General features: G+C 62.1%; 13 protein-coding genes, 1 tRNA gene and 1 riboswitch. Of the genes, 9 read left to right on the forward strand and 5 right to left on the reverse strand.

Annotated elements, in window-relative coordinates; genetic code table 11:
- The first annotated feature begins 213 nt into the window (after positions 1 to 213).
- The 3 genes from AC3EA7_RS00375 to meaB are packed head-to-tail and all read left to right on the forward strand — an operon-like array spanning position 214 to position 5,731.
- Complete coding sequence (locus AC3EA7_RS00375; RefSeq protein ID WP_488612034.1) at positions 214 to 2,376, forward strand: methylmalonyl-CoA mutase family protein; 2,163 nt, start codon at positions 214 to 216, stop codon at positions 2,374 to 2,376.
- Positions 2,373 to 4,595, forward strand: coding sequence for a methylmalonyl-CoA mutase (gene scpA / locus AC3EA7_RS00380; RefSeq protein ID WP_488612035.1), 2,223 nt, complete (start codon positions 2,373 to 2,375; stop codon positions 4,593 to 4,595). The genes AC3EA7_RS00375 and scpA overlap by 4 nt, the downstream gene beginning before the upstream one ends.
- Positions 4,592 to 5,731 (forward strand): methylmalonyl Co-A mutase-associated GTPase MeaB, encoded by a 1,140-nt coding sequence (gene meaB, locus AC3EA7_RS00385; protein ID WP_488612036.1) that lies wholly within the window; start codon positions 4,592 to 4,594, stop codon positions 5,729 to 5,731. The genes scpA and meaB overlap by 4 nt, the downstream gene beginning before the upstream one ends.
- Positions 5,732 to 5,774: 43 nt before the next feature.
- Here meaB and AC3EA7_RS00390 read toward each other — a convergent pair whose 3' ends face one another.
- Positions 5,775 to 5,915, reverse strand: coding sequence for a hypothetical protein (locus AC3EA7_RS00390; protein ID WP_488612037.1), 141 nt, complete (start codon positions 5,913 to 5,915; stop codon positions 5,775 to 5,777).
- Positions 5,916 to 6,105: 190 nt separating this feature from the next.
- Between AC3EA7_RS00390 and AC3EA7_RS00395 the strand changes: the two genes are divergently transcribed.
- Positions 6,106 to 6,852 carry a metal-dependent transcriptional regulator gene (locus tag AC3EA7_RS00395; protein ID WP_488612038.1) on the forward strand — a complete coding sequence of 249 codons (747 nt, stop codon included), beginning with the start codon at positions 6,106 to 6,108 and terminating at the stop codon, positions 6,850 to 6,852.
- Positions 6,853 to 6,888: 36 nt separating this feature from the next.
- Positions 6,889 to 8,409, forward strand: a complete 1,521-nt coding sequence (locus AC3EA7_RS00400; protein ID WP_488612039.1) for a TM0106 family RecB-like putative nuclease — start codon at positions 6,889 to 6,891, stop codon at positions 8,407 to 8,409.
- Here AC3EA7_RS00400 and AC3EA7_RS00405 read toward each other — a convergent pair.
- From AC3EA7_RS00405 to AC3EA7_RS00415, 3 genes are all read right to left on the reverse strand, one after another.
- Positions 8,342 to 8,809: a hypothetical protein gene (locus AC3EA7_RS00405; RefSeq protein ID WP_488612040.1), complete on the reverse strand. Its 468-nt coding sequence runs from the start codon at positions 8,807 to 8,809 to the stop codon at positions 8,342 to 8,344. The genes AC3EA7_RS00400 and AC3EA7_RS00405 overlap by 68 nt on opposite strands.
- Before the next feature lie 3 nt (positions 8,810 to 8,812).
- Positions 8,813 to 9,142, reverse strand: coding sequence for a DUF983 domain-containing protein (locus AC3EA7_RS00410; protein WP_488612041.1), 330 nt, complete (start codon positions 9,140 to 9,142; stop codon positions 8,813 to 8,815).
- Between the two features lie 169 nt (positions 9,143 to 9,311).
- Positions 9,312 to 9,388 (reverse strand) — tRNA-Val (locus AC3EA7_RS00415).
- A 243-nt stretch (positions 9,389 to 9,631) separates the two neighbouring features.
- Positions 9,632 to 9,768, forward strand: a riboswitch (SAM riboswitch).
- A 129-nt stretch (positions 9,769 to 9,897) separates the two neighbouring features.
- Between AC3EA7_RS00415 and AC3EA7_RS00420 the strand changes: the two genes are divergently transcribed.
- The 4 genes from AC3EA7_RS00420 (at position 9,898) to AC3EA7_RS00435 (ending at position 16,928) form a co-directional block, all read left to right on the forward strand.
- Positions 9,898 to 13,533: a methionine synthase gene (locus tag AC3EA7_RS00420; RefSeq protein ID WP_488612042.1), complete on the forward strand. Its 3,636-nt coding sequence runs from the start codon at positions 9,898 to 9,900 to the stop codon at positions 13,531 to 13,533.
- Positions 13,534 to 13,622: 89 nt separating this feature from the next.
- Positions 13,623 to 14,798 (forward strand): class II aldolase/adducin family protein, encoded by a 1,176-nt coding sequence (locus AC3EA7_RS00425; RefSeq protein WP_488612043.1) that lies wholly within the window; start codon positions 13,623 to 13,625, stop codon positions 14,796 to 14,798.
- Positions 14,799 to 14,946: 148 nt separating this feature from the next.
- Positions 14,947 to 15,660 (forward strand): SDR family NAD(P)-dependent oxidoreductase, encoded by a 714-nt coding sequence (locus AC3EA7_RS00430; RefSeq protein ID WP_488612110.1) that lies wholly within the window; start codon positions 14,947 to 14,949, stop codon positions 15,658 to 15,660.
- Between the two features lie 98 nt (positions 15,661 to 15,758).
- Entirely contained in the window at positions 15,759 to 16,928 is a 1,170-nt protein-coding gene (locus tag AC3EA7_RS00435; RefSeq protein WP_488612044.1) for an RNA-binding domain-containing protein, read from the forward strand.
- Positions 16,929 to 17,052: 124 nt separating this feature from the next.
- Here the strand turns inward: AC3EA7_RS00435 and AC3EA7_RS00440 are convergent, their stop codons facing one another.
- Positions 17,053 to 17,916 (reverse strand): B-box zinc finger protein, encoded by an 864-nt coding sequence (locus tag AC3EA7_RS00440; RefSeq protein WP_488612045.1) that lies wholly within the window; start codon positions 17,914 to 17,916, stop codon positions 17,053 to 17,055.
- Between the last annotated feature and the right edge of the window lie 137 nt (positions 17,917 to 18,053).

The following is an 18,053-nucleotide window of genomic DNA, read 5'->3' on the forward strand; positions in this document are numbered from 1 at the left end:
AGCACGACCCGGCTCAACCGGTTGTGGGACTGTAACATACGTGGAGGAACTGAGATTCTTACACACATCTTATGATTACGGCATCGAGAAGAGGAGCCTGCTCTAAAACCGTCATGAGTTCTCTGATAATAGTAACCAAACGCGCATTTTTACTGATATACTACTCTTATCCTGTGTGCGTTCATCATAAGACTGCCGGCGAGGAGCACTGCTATGAGCAATGAGGCGCAGACCACTACGGCTGGCGATGCAGCAACACAACTGCTATTCGATATGTTCCCTCCCGCTACCTACGAGGAATGGCGTGCAGCAGCGGAAAAAACGCTCAAAGGCGCGCCGTTCGAGAAGCGACTGATCACCAGAACCTATGAGCAGATCGGTCTTCAGCCGATCTACAACGCCGAAGATAGTGCATCCCTGCCGCACGTCAACTCACTCCCCGGTTTTGCGCCATTTGTGCGCAGCACCCGGACGCTGGGCTATGTCGTCGGGCGCTGGGAGGTGTGTCAGGAACTGCCGTATCCGACGGCGCGCGAGGTCAATCAGGCGGCGCGCGATGATCTGCCGCGCGGGTTGACGACGCTCAACCTGTCGCTTGATCGGGCGACGCTCCACGGGCTTGACCCGGACGCCGCGCCGGTAGACCTGGTCGGCGCAGGCGGCACATCGCTCGCCTGTGCCGATGATGCGGTGACGCTATTCGATGGCGTGGCGATCGACCGCATGCCACTGCTCGTGGTAGCCGGCGCCGATGCGCTGCCGGTTGCGGCGCTGATCCTGGCTGCTGCAGAACGGTACGGTATCGCGCACGATCAGATTCAGGGATGCATCGGCGCCGATCCGCTCGGCGCGCTCGCAACCTCCGGGACGTTGCCGCTGTCGCTGGATCGCTCTTACGACCTGATGGCGCGCTGGACGGCATGGGCGCAGACCCACGCACCACGCCTGCGGACGATAGCCGTAGCGACGAACGGGTATCACAATGGCGGCGCGACGGTAGTCCAGGAGCTGGCGTGCGCACTGGCGACCGGAGTGGCATACCTGCGCGCGATGCAGGAGCGCGGACTTAATGTTGATGTGGTTGCCCCGCGCATGCTGTTTGCGTTCTCAATCGGTTCACAGTTCTTTATGGAAATTGCCCGATTGCGCGCAGCGCGGATGCTGTGGGCGCGTGTCGTCGAGGCGTTTGGCGGCGGCGAGGAGGCGCAGAAGATGCGCATCCACGGGCGCACATCCGCCTGGACGAAGGCGCGGTTCGATGCGTACAACAATATGTTGCGCGCCACGGCTGAGGCGATGGCCGGCGTGATGGGCGGCGTCGATAGCCTGCACGTCAGCCACTTCGATGAGGCGTGGGGCCTGCCCGACGAGTTTTCGCGCCGGATTGCGCGCAATGTACAGACCATTCTTCAGGAGGAGTGCAATTTTATCCGCCTGATCGATCCGCCTGGCGGCTCCTGGGCGATTGAGTCGCTGACCGATCAGGTGGCGCAGAAGGCATGGGCGCTCTTCCAGGAGATCGAGCGTCGCGGCGGTATGGCTGCTGCGCTGATGGACGGCTTCCCGCAATCTGAGATAGCCGCAATCCGCAGCGAGCGCTTTTCCGCGATTGCACAGCGCCGCGAGGTGATCATCGGCGTAAACATGTATCCGAACCTGAAGGAGAAACCGCTGACGGTGCGCCCGGTGGATCATGCCGCAGTCCAGGCGGAGCGCACCGCCGATGTGCAGCGCGTGCGCCGGACACGTGACTCGCAGGTCTGTCAGGCGGCGCTCGACGCACTGGCGGCAGTGCAGCCGGATCGCCTGGTGGAACTGACGCTGGCAGCAGTGCGCGCCGGCGCCACCCTTGGCGAACTCTCGACGGCGCTGGCGTCGGGCGACGCGGCAGGTCCGACGGTCGAACCGATCCCGGCGCACCGCGCGGCGGAACAGTTCGAGGCGCTGCGCCTGGCGGCGGAGGCGTATGCCGCGCGCACCGGTGCGCGCCCGAAGGTCTTCCTCGCCAATATGGGACCAATTCCGCAGCATAAGGCGCGCGCCGATTTCTCAACCGGCTTCTTCGAGGCGGGCGGCTTCGAGGTGATCGGCAACGATGGGTTCGCCACCGTCGAAGAAGCGGCGCAGGCGGCGCTGGCATCGGGAGCAGGCATCGTCACGATCTGCTCGACCGACGATACATATCCGGAGATTGTGCCACCACTGACAAATCTGATAAAATCGAATCGTCCCGATATCACCGTCGTGCTGGCAGGGTATCCTGCCGATCAGGTCGAAGCCCATCGGGCGGCCGGGGTCGATGAGTTTATTCATCTTCGAGCGAACTGTTACGAGACCCTGGTGCGGTTGCAGCAGTTGAAAGGAGTTGTCGCGTGAAAACCCCGGATTTTACGACGCTTCCCTATCGTGATGGCGCCGCTGCTCCCACGCCGGCGCAGTGGCGCGAGCGCGCTGAACGCGAGGCAGGCAAACCGCTCGATGCGCTGGTCTGGCGCACGATGGAACAGATCGATGTACGTCCTCTGTACACCGCCGAGGATATTGCCGGATTGGAGCACCTGCGCTTCACTGCCGGCCTCCCGCCCTATCTGCGCGGTCCCTACCCGACCATGTATGTGACCCAGCCCTGGACGATTCGCCAGTATGCCGGGTTCTCGACCGCCGAGGCGAGCAATGCGTTCTACCGGCGCAACCTGGCAGCCGGCCAGAAGGGGCTGTCGGTCGCCTTCGACCTGGCGACCCACCGTGGCTACGACTCCGACCATCCGCGGGTGGTCGGCGATGTCGGCAAGGCAGGCGTGGCGATCGACTCGGTGCTCGACATGAAAATCCTGTTCGACGGCATCCCGCTCGATCAGATGTCGGTCTCGATGACGATGAACGGCGCGGTCATTCCGGTGATGGCGTTCTATATCGTCGCCGCCGAGGAGCAGGGGGTGCGCCAGGAGCAACTGACCGGCACCATTCAGAATGACATCCTCAAAGAGTACATGGTGCGCAATACGTACATCTATCCGCCTGAGCCGTCGATGCGCATCATCGCCGATATTTTCGCCTATACGGCGAAGCACATGCCGAAGTTCAACAGCATCAGCATTTCCGGCTACCACATGCAGGAGGCGGGCGCAACCGCCGACCTGGAACTGGGGTACACGCTCGCGGACGGTCTGGAATATGTGCGCGCCGGGTTGAAGGCGGGGTTGTCCATCGATGCGTTTGCGCCGCGCATTTCGTTCTTCTGGGCAATCGGCATGAACTATTTCATGGAGATTGCCAAGATGCGTGCAGGGCGTCTGCTGTGGGCGAAGATTATCAAGCAGTTCGAGCCCAAAGACGCGCGCTCGCTGGCGCTGCGCACGCACTGCCAGACGTCGGGTTGGAGCCTGACCGAGCAGGACCCGTTCAACAATGTGGCGCGCACCTGTATCGAGGCGATGGCTGCCGCGCTGGGTCACACGCAGTCGCTCCACACGAATTCGCTCGACGAGGCGATTGCGCTGCCGACCGACTTCTCGGCGCGGATTGCGCGCAATACGCAACTGTATCTCCAGGAGGAAACCGGCATCTGCAAGATGGTCGATCCGTGGGGCGGCGCGTTCTACCTCGAGTGGCTGACCGATGCGCTGGCGCGGCGCGCATGGGCGCATATCCAGGAAGTCGAGGAGTTGGGCGGCATAGCGAAAGCCATCGAAGCCGGGGTGCCGAAACTGCGCATCGAAGAGGCAGCAGCGCGCCGTCAGGCGCATATCGACTCCGGGCGCGAGACGATTGTCGGGGTCAATAAGTATCGCTTGCCCTACGAAGCGCCGATTGAAATCCTGGAAGTGGACAACACGGCAGTGCGGCAGGCGCAGATCGAACGGCTGAAGAAACTGCGCGCCGAGCGCGATGAGGCGCGCACACAGGCGGCGCTCGAAGCGCTGACCCGCGTCGCCGCAACCGGCGAAGGCAATCTGCTGGAAGCGGCGGTCGAGGCGGCGCGGGCGCGTGCAACGCTGGGAGAGATTTCAATGGCGATGGAAAAGGTCTTTGGGCGCTACAAGGCAACCATCCGCGCAGTGTCGGGCGTCTACAGCAGCGAGTTCGGCGATGTCGAGCAGATTCACCACGTGCGCGCGCTGGCGGATGCGTTCGCTGCGCGTGAAGGGCGCCGTCCGCGTATCCTGGTCGCTAAAATCGGGCAGGACGGGCATGACCGCGGCGCCAAAGTGGTGGCGACGGCGTTCGCCGACCTGGGATTCGATGTGGATATCGGGTCGCTGTTCCAGACGCCGGAAGAAGTGGCGCGTCAGGCAGTCGAGAACGATGTGCACGTGGTCGGCATCAGTTCGCTGGCAGCCGGGCACAAGACGCTCCTGCCGCAACTGGTCGAAGAACTGCGCAAACTGGGGCGCGACGATATTGTGGTGGTGATCGGCGGTGTCATTCCGGCGCAGGATTATGAGTTCCTGCGCGAGCACGGCGCCGCCATGATCTTCGGTCCGGGCACGATCATCCCGGTGGCAGCGGAGAAACTGCTCCTCGAATTGCAACGGCGGCTGCACGGCGATGGCGTCGAGACCGGTCCGACAGTTCAGACGCGAGATGCAGCATGAGCAACGGGCAAAACTCCGCTTCCTCTGAAGAGATGCCGTTTGGTCTTTCGGTGGTGGAAGGGGTAACCGGCGGGCATGACGGGTTGCCGAGGCAGCAGGTGAATGCGTCGGCAGCGCCGCCTTCTCCCCGTCGCCGCCTGCTGACGGTTGACGAGTATGTGGCCGGCGTGCGCAGCGGCGATCGGTCGATCCTGGCGCGCGCCATTACGCTGATCGAGAGTAATGCGCCGGCGCACATGGCGCTGGCGCAGGAGGTGTTGCGCGCGCTGCTGCCGTACACCGGCGGCGCGCTGCGCGTGGGCATCACCGGCGTGCCCGGCGTCGGCAAGAGCACATTTATCGAGGCGCTCGGCACGATGCTCTGCGAGCGCGGGCATCGCACGGCGGTGCTGGCGGTCGATCCGTCGAGCAGTATCTCGCGCGGCAGCATCCTCGGCGACAAAACGCGCATGGAGCGTCTGTCACGGCACCCGAACGCCTATATTCGCCCGTCGCCGACGGGCGGCAGCCTCGGCGGCGTGGCGCGCAAAAGCCGGGAAACGCTTCTCCTCTGCGAAGCCGCAGGGTTCGATATTGTGCTGGTCGAAACCGTCGGCGTCGGTCAGAGCGAAATCGCCGTGCGCGGAATGGTCGATTTCTTCTTGCTCCTGATGCTGGCAGGCGCCGGCGACGAATTGCAGGGGATCAAGAAAGGAATCATCGAGCTGGCGGATGCCCTGCTGATCACCAAAGCCGACGGCGACAACCGTGCGCGTGCGCTGGCGGCGCAGGCGGAATATACCCACGCGCTGCGCTATCTGACGCCGGCCACGGAAGGGTGGCGTCCACGCGCCTATATCTGCTCGGCGCAGACTGGTGAGGGGATCGCGGAAATCTGGCGCGAGATCGAACGCTTCCGCGACGAAACGACGGCGTCGGGCGTGTTCGCTGCGCGACGCCGCGATCAGGCGCGCGATTGGGTCTACACCCTGATCGAAGACCACCTGCGCTCCCGCTTCTTCGGGCATCCCGTCGTGCAGGAGCGACTGCCCGCCATCGAACAGGCGGTCGTCGAAGGGACGCTGCCGGTGACGACGGCGGTGCAAACGTTGATCCAGGCGTTCGAGAGCGCGCTCCAGAGTGAACGAAAAGGCTAATAAAGGTCACTCCTTCAGTCGTGCAATATCCTCATAATCATAATCATTCATAGGGGACGGCGACGCAGCGCCGGAATCCAGACCACTGCTCGATGTCATAGACTGCATAGATAATACGCCAGCGTTCGACACGAAGACGACGGAGATCCGCATCCTCGCGGAGATCGAGACTCTCAGTGTCCATCACTGCACTTTCAGGCGGACGCAGTGAGACTGCAAGGTTGGCCATGATCCGCCGTATTCGCTGGCGCATATTGCCCGGCGGATCATGGCGCGCCGCGTGAACTTCCGGCTCGATGAGTTGACAGCCTGCGCTCGCCGTCGTATGCTACCCATGAGATGTATGGCATGCCCGAATATGGCGGGAGGAGCGCGTGAGCGAAAGCGTCGAAATGTACCTGGTGATGACCGCACTCCTGCGCAGTGCGCCGGATCAGCCGGTGCCGCTGTCGTTGCTGGCGAACAAACTCGGGGTCTCACAGGTTTCTGCCAATGAAATGTGCCATCGGCTGGAAGAGCGGGGGCTGCTCGCATACCAGCCGTACAAGGGCGTCACCCTCACGCCGGATGGTGAGGAGTGGGCGCAGCGCATTCTCTCGCGTCGCCGCCTTTGGGTCATCTTCCTGGTCGAGAATCTGGGCATCGATCCAGAGGAAGCCGATATGCTGGCGTGCCAGCTCGAACACATCACCTCGGAGCGTCTGGTTGCAGCGCTCAAGTCCTTTCTGGAGAGCGATCCCGAAACGCGCACATCCGTCAACCGGGCGCCGCAACCGCTCACTGCGTGCACTGCCGGAATGCGCGGCGTTATTGCTGCCGTCGATGTCGAACCGGCAGCGGCAGCGTTCCTGGCGCAGCAGGGGGTCGCCCCCGGCGCTGACGCCGGAGTGCTGGCAGTCGGCGGCGATGGCGCAGTACTGCTGCATGTGAACGATCATCAGGTGGCGCTCGCATCTTCCCTCGCCGGTCGCATTACCCTTGCCGTTGGCTCGGCGGCGCACACGGCACGACACGCCGCATGGCGACGGTGCAGCGCTTTCTGGTCGTGCGTGCGTGGTGAAACCCCTACGTGCCCGATAGACGCCGATGAGTCCGAAGTTGCAACCCCTGGCAGGAGATAACCTACGGACGGGCGCCCACGGTTCACCGATCTTTCATTGCTCGACGCCGCCGACCTGGCGTGGTTGGTGCGGTGTGAGCGCCGCATCTGGCTCGACCGGCGCGGCGGTCAACCACCACAGACTGCGCCTACCGCCGATGCCCGGGCGCGCATTGCACTGCGTGCCAACCACAAATACAGAGTCATCTCCGCCATCGAGAATGTCGAAGATCTCTCCGCATTCACATGGGACGAACGGGTGACACGGACATACCATGCGATGCAACGGGGCGCGGCAGCAATCGCTGGCGCCGCGTTCGAAGCGCCAATTGGCGATCGCCTGTTGCGCGGCGCTCCCGATCTTCTCCAACGGCGGACAACCGCCTTATCAGGCGGATGGACATACGAGCCGGTCGCCATTGTGCTGCATACCCGTCCCGCCCGTTGGGATCGGCTCCTGCTCGACTCGTGGCGCTGGCTTGTCAGGCAAGCGCGCGGAGATGCGATCGATCCGCCGGGTGAACTATGGCTCGGCGCAAATGGTCATGCTCCAGCATTGATCAAGCGTCAGTCGGCGCCGCTCGCCGGATTCACTGCCCACGTGCGCCGCGCCGCTGCGATTGCCAATGGAGAAGCCCCGGTCATCTGGTTCGACAGTGACCATTGTCCATTCTGTCCATGGCGCACGGCGTGCGATGCCACGGCGCGCGAAACCCGCGACATCGCCCTGCTTCCTGGACTGAGCCAGCGGCAGGGGAGCGCCCTGCGGCGGCGCGGCATCCACCGGATGGATCAGGTTGTGACGCTCGATCCCGCGATCCTGGCGGCGCTGCCGGAACGCTCACCTGCGTCAGGCGCGCGTCTCCGGCGCCAGGCGCAGGCATTGCTCGCCGATCAACCGGCGCCGGTCAGCGCCGCCCTTCCGACACTTCCCGACGTCCGGCTCTTTCTCGATATTGAGAGCGACCCACAGACGCGTGAGCCGTGGGCATTCGGGCTTGCCAGCGCGCCGGGAGATCGCTTCGTGATCGTGGTGGAACCGTTGTTTGCCGGCAAGAACGCGCGGATCGACGGCGTTCCCGTTCTATGGGTGCGGAATGCTGAGGAAGGATGGCAGCACGTGCTCGACACAGCGCATATCGTTGGCGGCGCGCTGGCGCACTGGGGCGAAGCCGAGCGCCTGATGCTGACACAGAGCGCTGATCCGCAAACACGCCAGAACCTTGCGCCGTTCATGATCGATGCCCAACGCGAATTGAACCGGCGTGTCGCACTGCCCGTTCCCCGTTTGAGCGATCAGCGCGGCGGCGGGCTGAAAGCCATTGCGCGCTGGCTGGGGTGGACGTGGCCCCCTGGCGCCGATCACTGGACACTGGCATGGGAAGCATACCGGCAATGGCAGGGGCAACCATCGCTGTTCGACATACTGGCGCCGGCTATCGCCTATCTGACGGCTGATGTCGAGGCGCTGGCAGCAGTCTGGCGCTGGCTCGAAGCCTTCGTAGCGTCGGTCAACGCAACCGACGCGCCTCAAGATTGGCGTGCAGATCGAGATACTGCAACCAACCACGAATGCTGAGCGGACCGAGTTGATTATGCCTCACCAGGGTGGATTCAGCGCGGGGATCGGCGGCGCAGCGCCGCGCCAGTTGCACTGTTTCGTCACGCGTGTTGAGGAAGACATCGATCAGTTCGGCGAGGCTTAAGTCCACCGGTGGCTGATACCCGTCCATCTCATCGTTGATGAACGGCTCGCCGAGCGCAACGCGCATTCGGCGCTGCCCCCAGCGCTCCAATCCGATGATATGCCTGAGTTGCCGGCAATTGGCAGGCGTATCGGCGCTGGCGACCATGCGTTCCTTGAGTTTTGCTCCCGATGCCGCAAGCGTATCAGCCCAATCGGCAGTAGAGCGCCCCTTTGCCGGACGCTCCACCGCCAGACGCACGATCACATCGCGCAGATGTTCGTAAAGAGCCATTGATTAATCTTCCCGTATCGAGCCGGTCAGATACAGAATGCCTGCCCACAACGCGCGCGCATACCGGTAGAACCAGATAGCGAACGCCACCGAGACAAGCGTCAGCGCGACAATCAAAGGCCAGACCGGCATATCGGTAAAAAACGCCAGCGCTGCACCGCTGACCGCAACCGACGAGGTAGCCACCGTATTGATCGCCATCCCGCCGCTGAACTCACCGGCGCCACGCTCGAACACAATGCCGCACACCGGGCAGCGTACATTCATCGTGAACCGCGAACGAAACATGCGCCCGCGCTGGCATGCCGGGCAGGTCAGCAGAAGACTGGACAACAAGACGCGCAACACTCGCATCATGGCTGTGAAGGAGGGGATGTCAGGGGGTGAGGGTTAAGTTCATTGATCTCATTGCTCCAATCCCTGATCCCTAATCTCTAACCCGCAAACAAAAAGAGAATTGGAACTGAGACGAAATGCTCAATTCTCAATTCTCATGTGACACTGGTGGGCGATACTGGACTTGAACCAGTGACCTCCACGATGTCAACGTGGCGCTCTAACCAACTGAGCTAACCGCCCTTCTGCGAGATATATGGTAGCACTCCAGACGGGGGATGTCAAGCGATGGACGAATGACTTCACTGCACAAAGCGGTAACCACGAAACCACGAAGGTCACCAGGGGACACGAAGGACATGCGCTTCATGGTTCTTCCCCTTCGTGCGCTTCGGGTCCCTGGTGGTGAAGCCGGTGTGCAGTGGACTTATGAATCAATTGACATTGACGCACTTTTCTTCGCTATGCTATACTACCACATAAAGATGCTCATCCAGAGGAGTGGAGGGACCGGCCCGATGAAGCTCCGCCAACCCGTAACCGCCGGATCGAGCAGGTCAAACGATCGCACGATCCCCGGCTATAGGGTGGCAACTTCGGCAGCGCAGGCTGGAAGATGAGTGGTGATGAGGCTTCCGGGAACCTCGCGCAGGTGCGTGAGGTTTTTCATTAGCAACCCCTGCCACATCCAGCCGGATGCGATTCCTGATCGAGACAGGACCTGTCATCAAGCCAAATTGCGAGGTGTTTCCTTGACGAAGAGACCCACATACCTCGAAGCCCTGCGCGAGCGTGTTCTGATCTACGACGGCGCCATGGGCACCAGCATCGATACATTCGATCTGACGCCTGCCGATTATGGCGGCGAGCGCACCTTCGGCGCGCGCGATTATCTGGTCATCACCCGCCCCGACGTGATCGAGCAGATTCATGCCTCCTTTCTGGAATCGGGCGCGGATGTGCTCGAAACCTGCACCTTCCAGTCGACACGCCCGCGCCTGGAAGAATGGGGACTTGCCGGGCAGACGCACGCCATTAATGTCGCGGCTGCGCGCCTGGCGCGGCGCGTCGCCGACGCATTCGAGGCGCGCGACGGCAGGCCGCGCTACGTGGCCGGTTCGATGGGTCCTACCGGCAAACTTCCTTCGTCTGACGACCCGGCGCTTTCTGATATTACGTTCGATCAGTTGTCTGATATTTTCTACGAGCAGGCAACGGCGCTGATCGAAGGCGGCGTCGATGTGCTGCTGGTCGAAACGAGCGTCGATATTCTCGAAGTGAAAGCGGCGCTCGACGGCATTCGCCGCGCCAAAGCCGCACTCAATCGCCCGGATGTCGCGGTGCAGGCGCAGGTGTTCCTCGATCTCTCCGGCAAGATGCTCCTCGGCACGGAGGTTCCCGCAATCATTGCCACCCTCGAAGCGATGCCGGTCGATGTGATCGGCCTGAATTGTTCTACCGGTCCTGAGCATATGCGCGAGGCGATCCGGTATCTGACGCGGCACTCGCGTAAGCCGATCTCGTGTATCCCCAACGCCGGTCTGCCAATCGAGGTCAACGGCGAGACGGTCTACCCGATGGAACCAGAACCATTCGCGCGCATCCTGGGTGAGTACGTCCACGATTATGGCGTGGCGGTCGTCGGCGGGTGCTGTGGCACGCGCCCGGCGCATATTCGCCGGTTGCGCGAGGTGGTTGGCGTCGTTCCGCCGAAAGTCCGCGACATCGAGTACATTCCGAGCGCTTCATCAGGAGTGCGCGCGGCTGCACTGCAGCAGGAAGGCACGCTGACCATCATCGGCGAACGGGTCAATACGCTCGGTTCACGCAAGGTCAAACGCCTGCTGCTGAACGAGGATTACGACGGCGTGCTCGAAGTGGCGCGCGAACAGGTCGACTCGGGCGCGCATCTGCTCGATGTGTGCGTGGCAATGACCGAACGCTCTGATGAGCGCGAGATGATGGTCAAACTGGTCAAAAAGCTGACGATGAACGTCGAATTGCCGCTGGTGATCGACACGACCGAAGCCGATGTGCTCGAAGCGGCGCTGGCGATCTACCCCGGTCGCGCGGTGGTCAACTCGGTGTCGCTCGAAGGCGGGCGCGGCGATAAGATCGACCGCACGCTGCCGCTGGTGGCGCGCTATGGCGCGGCAACCATCGCTATGACGATCGATGAGGAAGGGATGGCGCACACCGCTGAACGCAAACTGGCGATCGCAAAACGCATTGCACAGATTGCGCAGGACGAGTATGGCGTGCCGGCTGAAGCGCTGATCTTCGATGTGCTGACCTTCCCGATCACCACCGGTCAATCAGAACTGCGCCGCGCCGCCATCGAAACCATTGAAGGCATTCGCCTGGTGAAGCAACACATCCCTGGATGCTTCACGACTCTCGGCGTCAGCAACCTGAGTTTTGGCGTCGCGCCGCATGCCCGCGCCACGCTCAATTCGGTGTTTCTCAAGCACGCCGTCGATGCCGGTCTCGATACGGCGATTATCAATCCGGCGCACGTCACACCGTATGCCGAGATCCCGCCGGAGCAGATCAAAGTCTGTGAGGACCTGATCTTCGACCGCGACGATCAGGCGCTGGCGCGCTTCATTCAGTTCTTCGAGGAGCACACGGCGGATGCAAAAGCCGAACGCGCCGACCCGACCGCGGGGATGACCGCTGCGCAACGCATCCACTGGAAGATCGTCCATCGCAAGAAGGAAGGCATCGAGGCGGACATCGACCAGGTGATCGCCGAGCGGATTTGTGAAGCGGAGACGCACGCCGGCGGCAGCAATGGCGTTGTTGATCCTGCCCAACGCTCGCGTGAGTCGCTCTTCGCATCGCCCTTCCGCAACGCCGTCGCGGTTGATGTGCTGAATACCGTCCTGCTGCCGGCAATGAAAGAGGTCGGCGATCTGTTCGGCGCCGGGCAACTGATCCTGCCCTTCGTGTTGCAGAGCGCGGAGGTGATGAAACGCGCCGTTGCGCACCTGGAACAGTACCTGGAAAAACTGGAAGGCGTCACCAAAGGCCGAATCGTGCTGGCGACGGTGTACGGCGATGTCCACGACATCGGGAAGAACCTGGTGCACACCATTCTTGCCAACAATGGGTACACCGTCTACGACCTCGGCAAACAGGTGCCGATCAACACCATCATCGAGAAGGCGGTCGAGGTCAATGCCGACGCGATCGGATTGTCGGCGCTGCTGGTGAGCACCTCGAAGCAGATGCCGCTCTGTGTGCAGGAACTCTACCGGCGCGGTCTCAAGTTCCCGGTGCTGGTCGGTGGTGCGGCGATCAACAAGCAGTACGGCCAGCGCATCCTGTTCGTCGATGAGAACACCCCCTACGAACCAGGCGTCTTCTACTGCAAGGACGCATTTGAAGGGCTGGAGACAGTCGATGCTCTGGCGGACCCGGCAGCCCGCGAGGCGTTCGTTGAGCGCGTGAAAGCGGAAGCCGCCGAGTCGCTCGGCAAGAAACAGCGTGGTCGCGTGGCGCTGGCGGAACTCGGACGCGCGACGCTGAGCGATACGTCGAAGGTGCGTTCGGCGGTGCGCACCGATGTGCCGATTCCAACCCCGCCGTTCTGGGGGGCAAAGGTCCTTCGCCGCATCCGACTGGTGGATGTGGTCGAGTGCCTGGACCGCAACGCGCTGTATCGCCTGCAATGGGGGGCAAAGAACGCCAGAGGCGAGGAGTGGGAGCGCCTGAAGGCGGAGTTTGATGCAAAAGTGCGCGACCTGGTGCGTGAGGCGGAACGCGATGGATGGCTCGAACCACAGGTGGTATACGGCTACTACCCCTGTCAGAGCGACGGGCACGAGGTCATCGTCTACGACCCGCCTTCGACGCTGAACGGCGCACAGCCGCGCGAATTGACGCACTTCGTGTTCCCGCGTCAACCGGAGCGTGAGCGCCTCTGCCTTGCCGACTACTTCCGCTCGCGCGAGAGCGGTGAGTATGACGTCGTGGCGCTGCAAATCGTCACGATGGGGCGAAAGGTCGATGACCTGACCGAGGCGCTGCAACACGCCGGCGACTACTCGCGCGCCTATTTCATCCACGGGTTGGGCGTGTCGCTGGCAGAGGCGCTCGCCGAGTACACGAACCGCCTCATCCGTCAGCAGTTGGGGCTGAAAGGAACGCAGGGCAAACGCTACTCGTGGGGGTACCCCGCCTGCCCGGACCTCGAAGAGCACGAGAAGTTGTTCAGTGTTCTGCCCGCCGAACAGATCGGCGTCTCGCTGACCGACGCCTGGCAGTTGGTTCCGGAGCAGAGCACGGCAGCTATCGTCATTCATCACCCGGAGGCGAAATACTTCTCGATTGGCTCTGCCCGTGAACGCGCCGAGGAGGACGTTGCCGAAACCCTCTCAATTTGACAGGTACGCCTGGTGCGGCTATTCTTGCGTAAGATTTTGTGCAGACGAGCAGGTTGCTCGACACGTTGCAACATCTTCGAGGAACTGCCATGCATCAGGATACCTGGACGCCATTGATGGGGCCGCGGCTCGCCCCAGACGAACATCTGACCTTTACAACCGCCGAAAACACGCACAATGCTTTTGTCCACTGGTTTGCCCAGGGATTGAACGCGGCATTGACACGCCACGGCCATACGTTCATCGCTGCTGATCCGTCGGGCGCCGACGAAACGACCGAATCGCCGTCCGCGCGCCTGGTGCTGAACCTGTGCGACATTGATCGTCCCCGACCGATCCATCGTCGCGGGCAGGGAACGTTCGTCGTGACGATCGTCGAAGGCGAAGAGAATCAGCAGGATGTGATGAAGGCGGCCTATCCGCTGATTGTGCGCTCGCTGGCAAACATGGTGATCTACAATACGCGCGTGGATGGCGTGCTCGAGAGCCATTTCGTCACCATCGAACAGGGGCATTACACCGTGCGACTCGATGGCGACGAACATGCGTTTTTCGATCAGATCTACCGGCGCATCCAACCGCTGGCATGCAGCCATCTGGTGATCAACAATAAGTTCACGCCCGACCTGCCGGATCATCTCTGGAACGGTGATGAAGCCACCCGCCAGATCCGTTGGGCGGGCATGAAACTCGACAGCATGGGGTTGCTCCCGGCAGCCATCCCGATTCAGGAGTATTTGTCGGAGCGCGAACTGCGCCACGTCAAGCGACTGTACGGCATTGGCGGTCTCAGTTATGGCAACCTGAGCGCCCGCGCGCTGCACAACCCGGAGTATTTCTGGATGTCGGCGTCGGGGGTGGATAAGAGCCGCCTCGATGTCGTCGGGCGCGATATTCTGCTGGTGACCGGATATGACCCGGAAAACCTGCAAATCAACCTGAGCGTGCCGCCGCATATCGAACCGCGTCGCGTGTCGGTCGACGCCATCGAGCACTACATGATCTACCGCGAACATCCGCAGGTCCACGCAATTATTCACATCCACGCCTGGTGGCGTGACCCCATTCCGTCAACGCAGGTGAACTACCCGTGCGGCACCTACGAACTGGCGGCTGAAGTGGCCGAATTGGTGCGCCAGGCGCCCGATCCGTCGCGCGCGGTTATTGGATTGAAGAACCACGGATTGACCATCACCGGCCATTCGATCGCGGAGATCTTCAAACGCATCGAGGGTAAGATCGTCCCGCAGGTGCCGATGTCGTAGCGTTGTTGTCAGGCGTATAACCGCATTGCTTACCAGGCGCGACAGCATTGCTCGAAGAGATGAACGCGGAGACGCAAGGGCGCAAAGATGCACTCTGCGTCTTCGCGTCTTTATTTCTGAGAAACGCTCTAGAAATGGGTAGAGGATGATGCTCGAAGGAAAAATTGCTATCGTCACCGGCGGCGCCGGAGCGCTCGGCGGCGCTGTCGTTCAGGCGTTGCTCGAAGCCGGTGCGACGGTATGGGTTCCATATGTTGTCGCAGATGACCTTGACCGCCTGCGACAACGTCTGACCGTGCCGACTGGCGCGAGGCTGGATGGCGCGCCGCTCGATCTGACCGATGAGACGGCGGTGCAACAGGCGTATGCTCAGGTTGCCAGCGCCTATGGCGGCATCGACATTCTGGTGAATATCGCCGGGGGCTTCGCTGGCGGCGAACCGGTGCATCGCACCCCCTGGTCGCTCTGGCAACAGCAACTGGACATCAATCTCAAGACTGCGGTCATTTCCAGCGCTGCCGGTGTACCGCATATGCTGGCGCGCGGCGGCGGATCGATTGTCAACGTGAGCAGCCGCACAGCGACGCAGAGCGCCAGAAACGTGGCGGCATACGGCGCCGCCAAACGTGCGGTGTTGCAACTGACCGAGGCGCTTGCCGCTGAACTGCGCGACTCCAACATTACCGCCAACGCCATCCTGCCCAGTGTGATCGACACACCGGCCAATCGCGCCGCCGACCCGAATGCCGACCACAGCCGCTGGGTTGCGCCGGAAGCGATTGCGCGCGTCATCCTGTTCCTCGTCGGTCCCGATGCACGCATCATCAGCGGGGCGGCGATCCCGGTGTATGGCAGGGCGTGACGCCTTCGCATAGCGCGCCAATGCCTGCGGATACGACGGACAGGCACGGATTAAGATACAATATCCATGCCTGTCCGTGTCCTGTTCCGGTAATCGCTATGACGCTCCTGGAATTGCTCGACCGTCTCCATCGCGGCGAACATCTGCACACCGAGTTCAAAGAAGCCGAGGTGCATGCCGACGACATCGCGTCGGAGCTGGTGGCGTTCGCCAATACTGACGGCGGGCAACTCATCTTCGGCGTAACCGACGACGGGCGCATTGTTGGCGTGGCCGACGCTGATCGTCTGGCGCGGCGCGTGGACCAGATCGCTTACAACAACTGCGAGCCGCCGATCACCGTCGTGCAGGAGACCGTGCACGACGAGGCGAGGCGCGCTGTACTCATTGTCAATGTACCCAAAGGCGGCCAGCGACCCTACCAGACAAAGCAACGAGGTGATTTCTTTATCCGCACCAGTTCGGGTCGTCGGCGCGCTTCGCGCCAGGAATTGCTGCGCCTGTTTCAGTCCGCCGAGAGCCTTTACTACGATGAGACGCTCCTGGTGCAGGCGACACTGGCCGATCTGGATGGCAGCGCTATCGAGCGCTTCACGCAGCAGGCATATCAGCGTTCGGTGGAGGAGAGCGGTGGTCTTGAGACCCTGTTGCGGAAGTTGCGTCTAGCGCGCGAACACGGTGGGATAATCCGCCCTACAGTGGCAGCCATGCTCTTTTTCGGCTACAACCCGCAGCAATTCCTTCCGCAATCGCATCTGGCGGCGGCGCGCGTTCCGGGCGCCGATCTCAGCGCGGCACCCTCAGACGCCAAGCAGATCGGCGGTCGTTTGCTCGATATTCTGGAAGACGCCAGGCGTTTTCTGAACATTCATCTGACAACGACGCACCGTATCCGCGACCTTGAGCCGGAAGTCTTCCCCGAACTGCCGCCGGAGGCGCTGCGCGAGTTGCTGGTCAATGCCCTGGCACACTGCGACTACACGATCACTGCACCCGTGCGGGTCTTTGTTTTTGACAATCGGGTGGAAATCCGCACACCAGGCGGGTTGCCCAACACCGTCACGATTGACGCCATTCAGATGGGGGCGGCTCATGTGCTCCGCAATCCGACAGTGTACACCCTGTTCAGCCGCTGGGGGCTGGTCACCGGCATTGGCAGCGGCGTGTATCGCGCCATCCGGTTAGTCCGGCAGGCCATTGGTCGAGAGCCAGACCTGTTCGTTGCCGGGAACGAATTCGTGGTATCCATTGCGCGACCATCGAGTTAAGAGCGTGTCTGATGGGTGGGCGCAGGCGATTGGGTGGGCGCAGGCAGTGCCTTCGCCCACCCAAGCATCTCACATGAATGATGCAAGTGTTCAGACACGCGCCGGTCGATCCGGGACCCGTCCGCTACTGCAGCCGCGCAACGGCCGTCACAATCAGCAGCGCCACCCACAACCCGATGAGCAACAGTTGCAGGAAGGCGCCATTCAGCAGCGCAATGACGCCGAACCCAAAAAGCGGCAGCGCGCCAAGGCCCAGACCAACGCCGACCGATGCCTGCATCGCCCTGCCGCGTTTGCGGGTCAACTGCTCCACAATGCGCGCTGTCAACCCGCCGGTCAGCGGTCCTGCCAGCATCGCCAGGAACAACCCCAGAAACGGCACGCCGCCAAGCACAACGACCAGCACTGAACCGATCAGCGCCGCAAAGAACCCGGTGACGCCGCCGATCAGCATATGCGACAGGTCTGCCTGATAGTGCGGCGGACGGCGCGCTTTGCGACACTCCGGGCAGAGTTGTCCAACTGGGGTCATTTGTGCGCACGAACCGCAGATCGGGCGATTGCACTGCACGCAGCGCAATCCGGTCTCGCGGTCGGGGTGGATATAGCAATAGGCAACCTCGACCGTTGTTGTCGGCGGCTCCGGGGCAGAGAGCAATGGCGAAGCATCGCCGCTCGCCTGCCGTTCCTGACGGCGATGCGATGGGGCGATTTGCAGCCCTTCAGCCAGCAACTTCTCGACATACGCCAGGCTCGCCGTCGCCTCGGCGTTGGTCGGATCGATCGCCAGGGCGCGTTGCAGGTAATCGCGCTTCTCGGCGAGGATCGGCACAACGCTGCTCAGGCCAATCCAGGCATCGACATTCTCGCTGTCGAGTTCAGTGGCGCGGCGAAACCGCGAACGCGCCGTGAAGGTGTCGCCTGCCAGCGCAGCGGCGCGCCCTTCGGCAATCAGCTGCTGCACCTCAGTAGCGGTCGATTCGGTCATGATGTCCCCGGTCGCCTGCATCATGTTCTCTTTCTATGGGAATTATACTGGAAGTAGATGTCACTGTTGCCAAAACTTTTGTTTTGCCGGAAATACCGCATCGCTTATAATACGTTCGCTCTCACTGCCTTGATCCA

It is taken from the genome of Roseiflexus sp. (genome assembly GCF_057785375.1).

Bases quoted from the DNA above. Each gene is read 5' to 3' on its own strand.
- AC3EA7_RS00435 (WP_488612044.1), top strand. From the start codon at position 15,759: ATGACGCTCCTGGAATTGCTCGACCGTCTCCATCGCGGCGAACATCTG.
- AC3EA7_RS00425 (WP_488612043.1), top strand. From the start codon at position 13,623: ATGCATCAGGATACCTGGACGCCATTGATGGGGCCGCGGCTCGCCCCA.
- AC3EA7_RS00390 (WP_488612037.1), bottom strand. From the start codon at position 5,915: ATGGACACTGAGAGTCTCGATCTCCGCGAGGATGCGGATCTCCGTCGT.
- meaB (WP_488612036.1), top strand. From the start codon at position 4,592: ATGAGCAACGGGCAAAACTCCGCTTCCTCTGAAGAGATGCCGTTTGGT.
- AC3EA7_RS00375 (WP_488612034.1), top strand. From the start codon at position 214: ATGAGCAATGAGGCGCAGACCACTACGGCTGGCGATGCAGCAACACAA.
- AC3EA7_RS00405 (WP_488612040.1), bottom strand. From the start codon at position 8,809: ATGGCTCTTTACGAACATCTGCGCGATGTGATCGTGCGTCTGGCGGTG.
- AC3EA7_RS00440 (WP_488612045.1), bottom strand. From the start codon at position 17,916: ATGACCGAATCGACCGCTACTGAGGTGCAGCAGCTGATTGCCGAAGGG.
- AC3EA7_RS00430 (WP_488612110.1), top strand. From the start codon at position 14,947: ATGCTCGAAGGAAAAATTGCTATCGTCACCGGCGGCGCCGGAGCGCTC.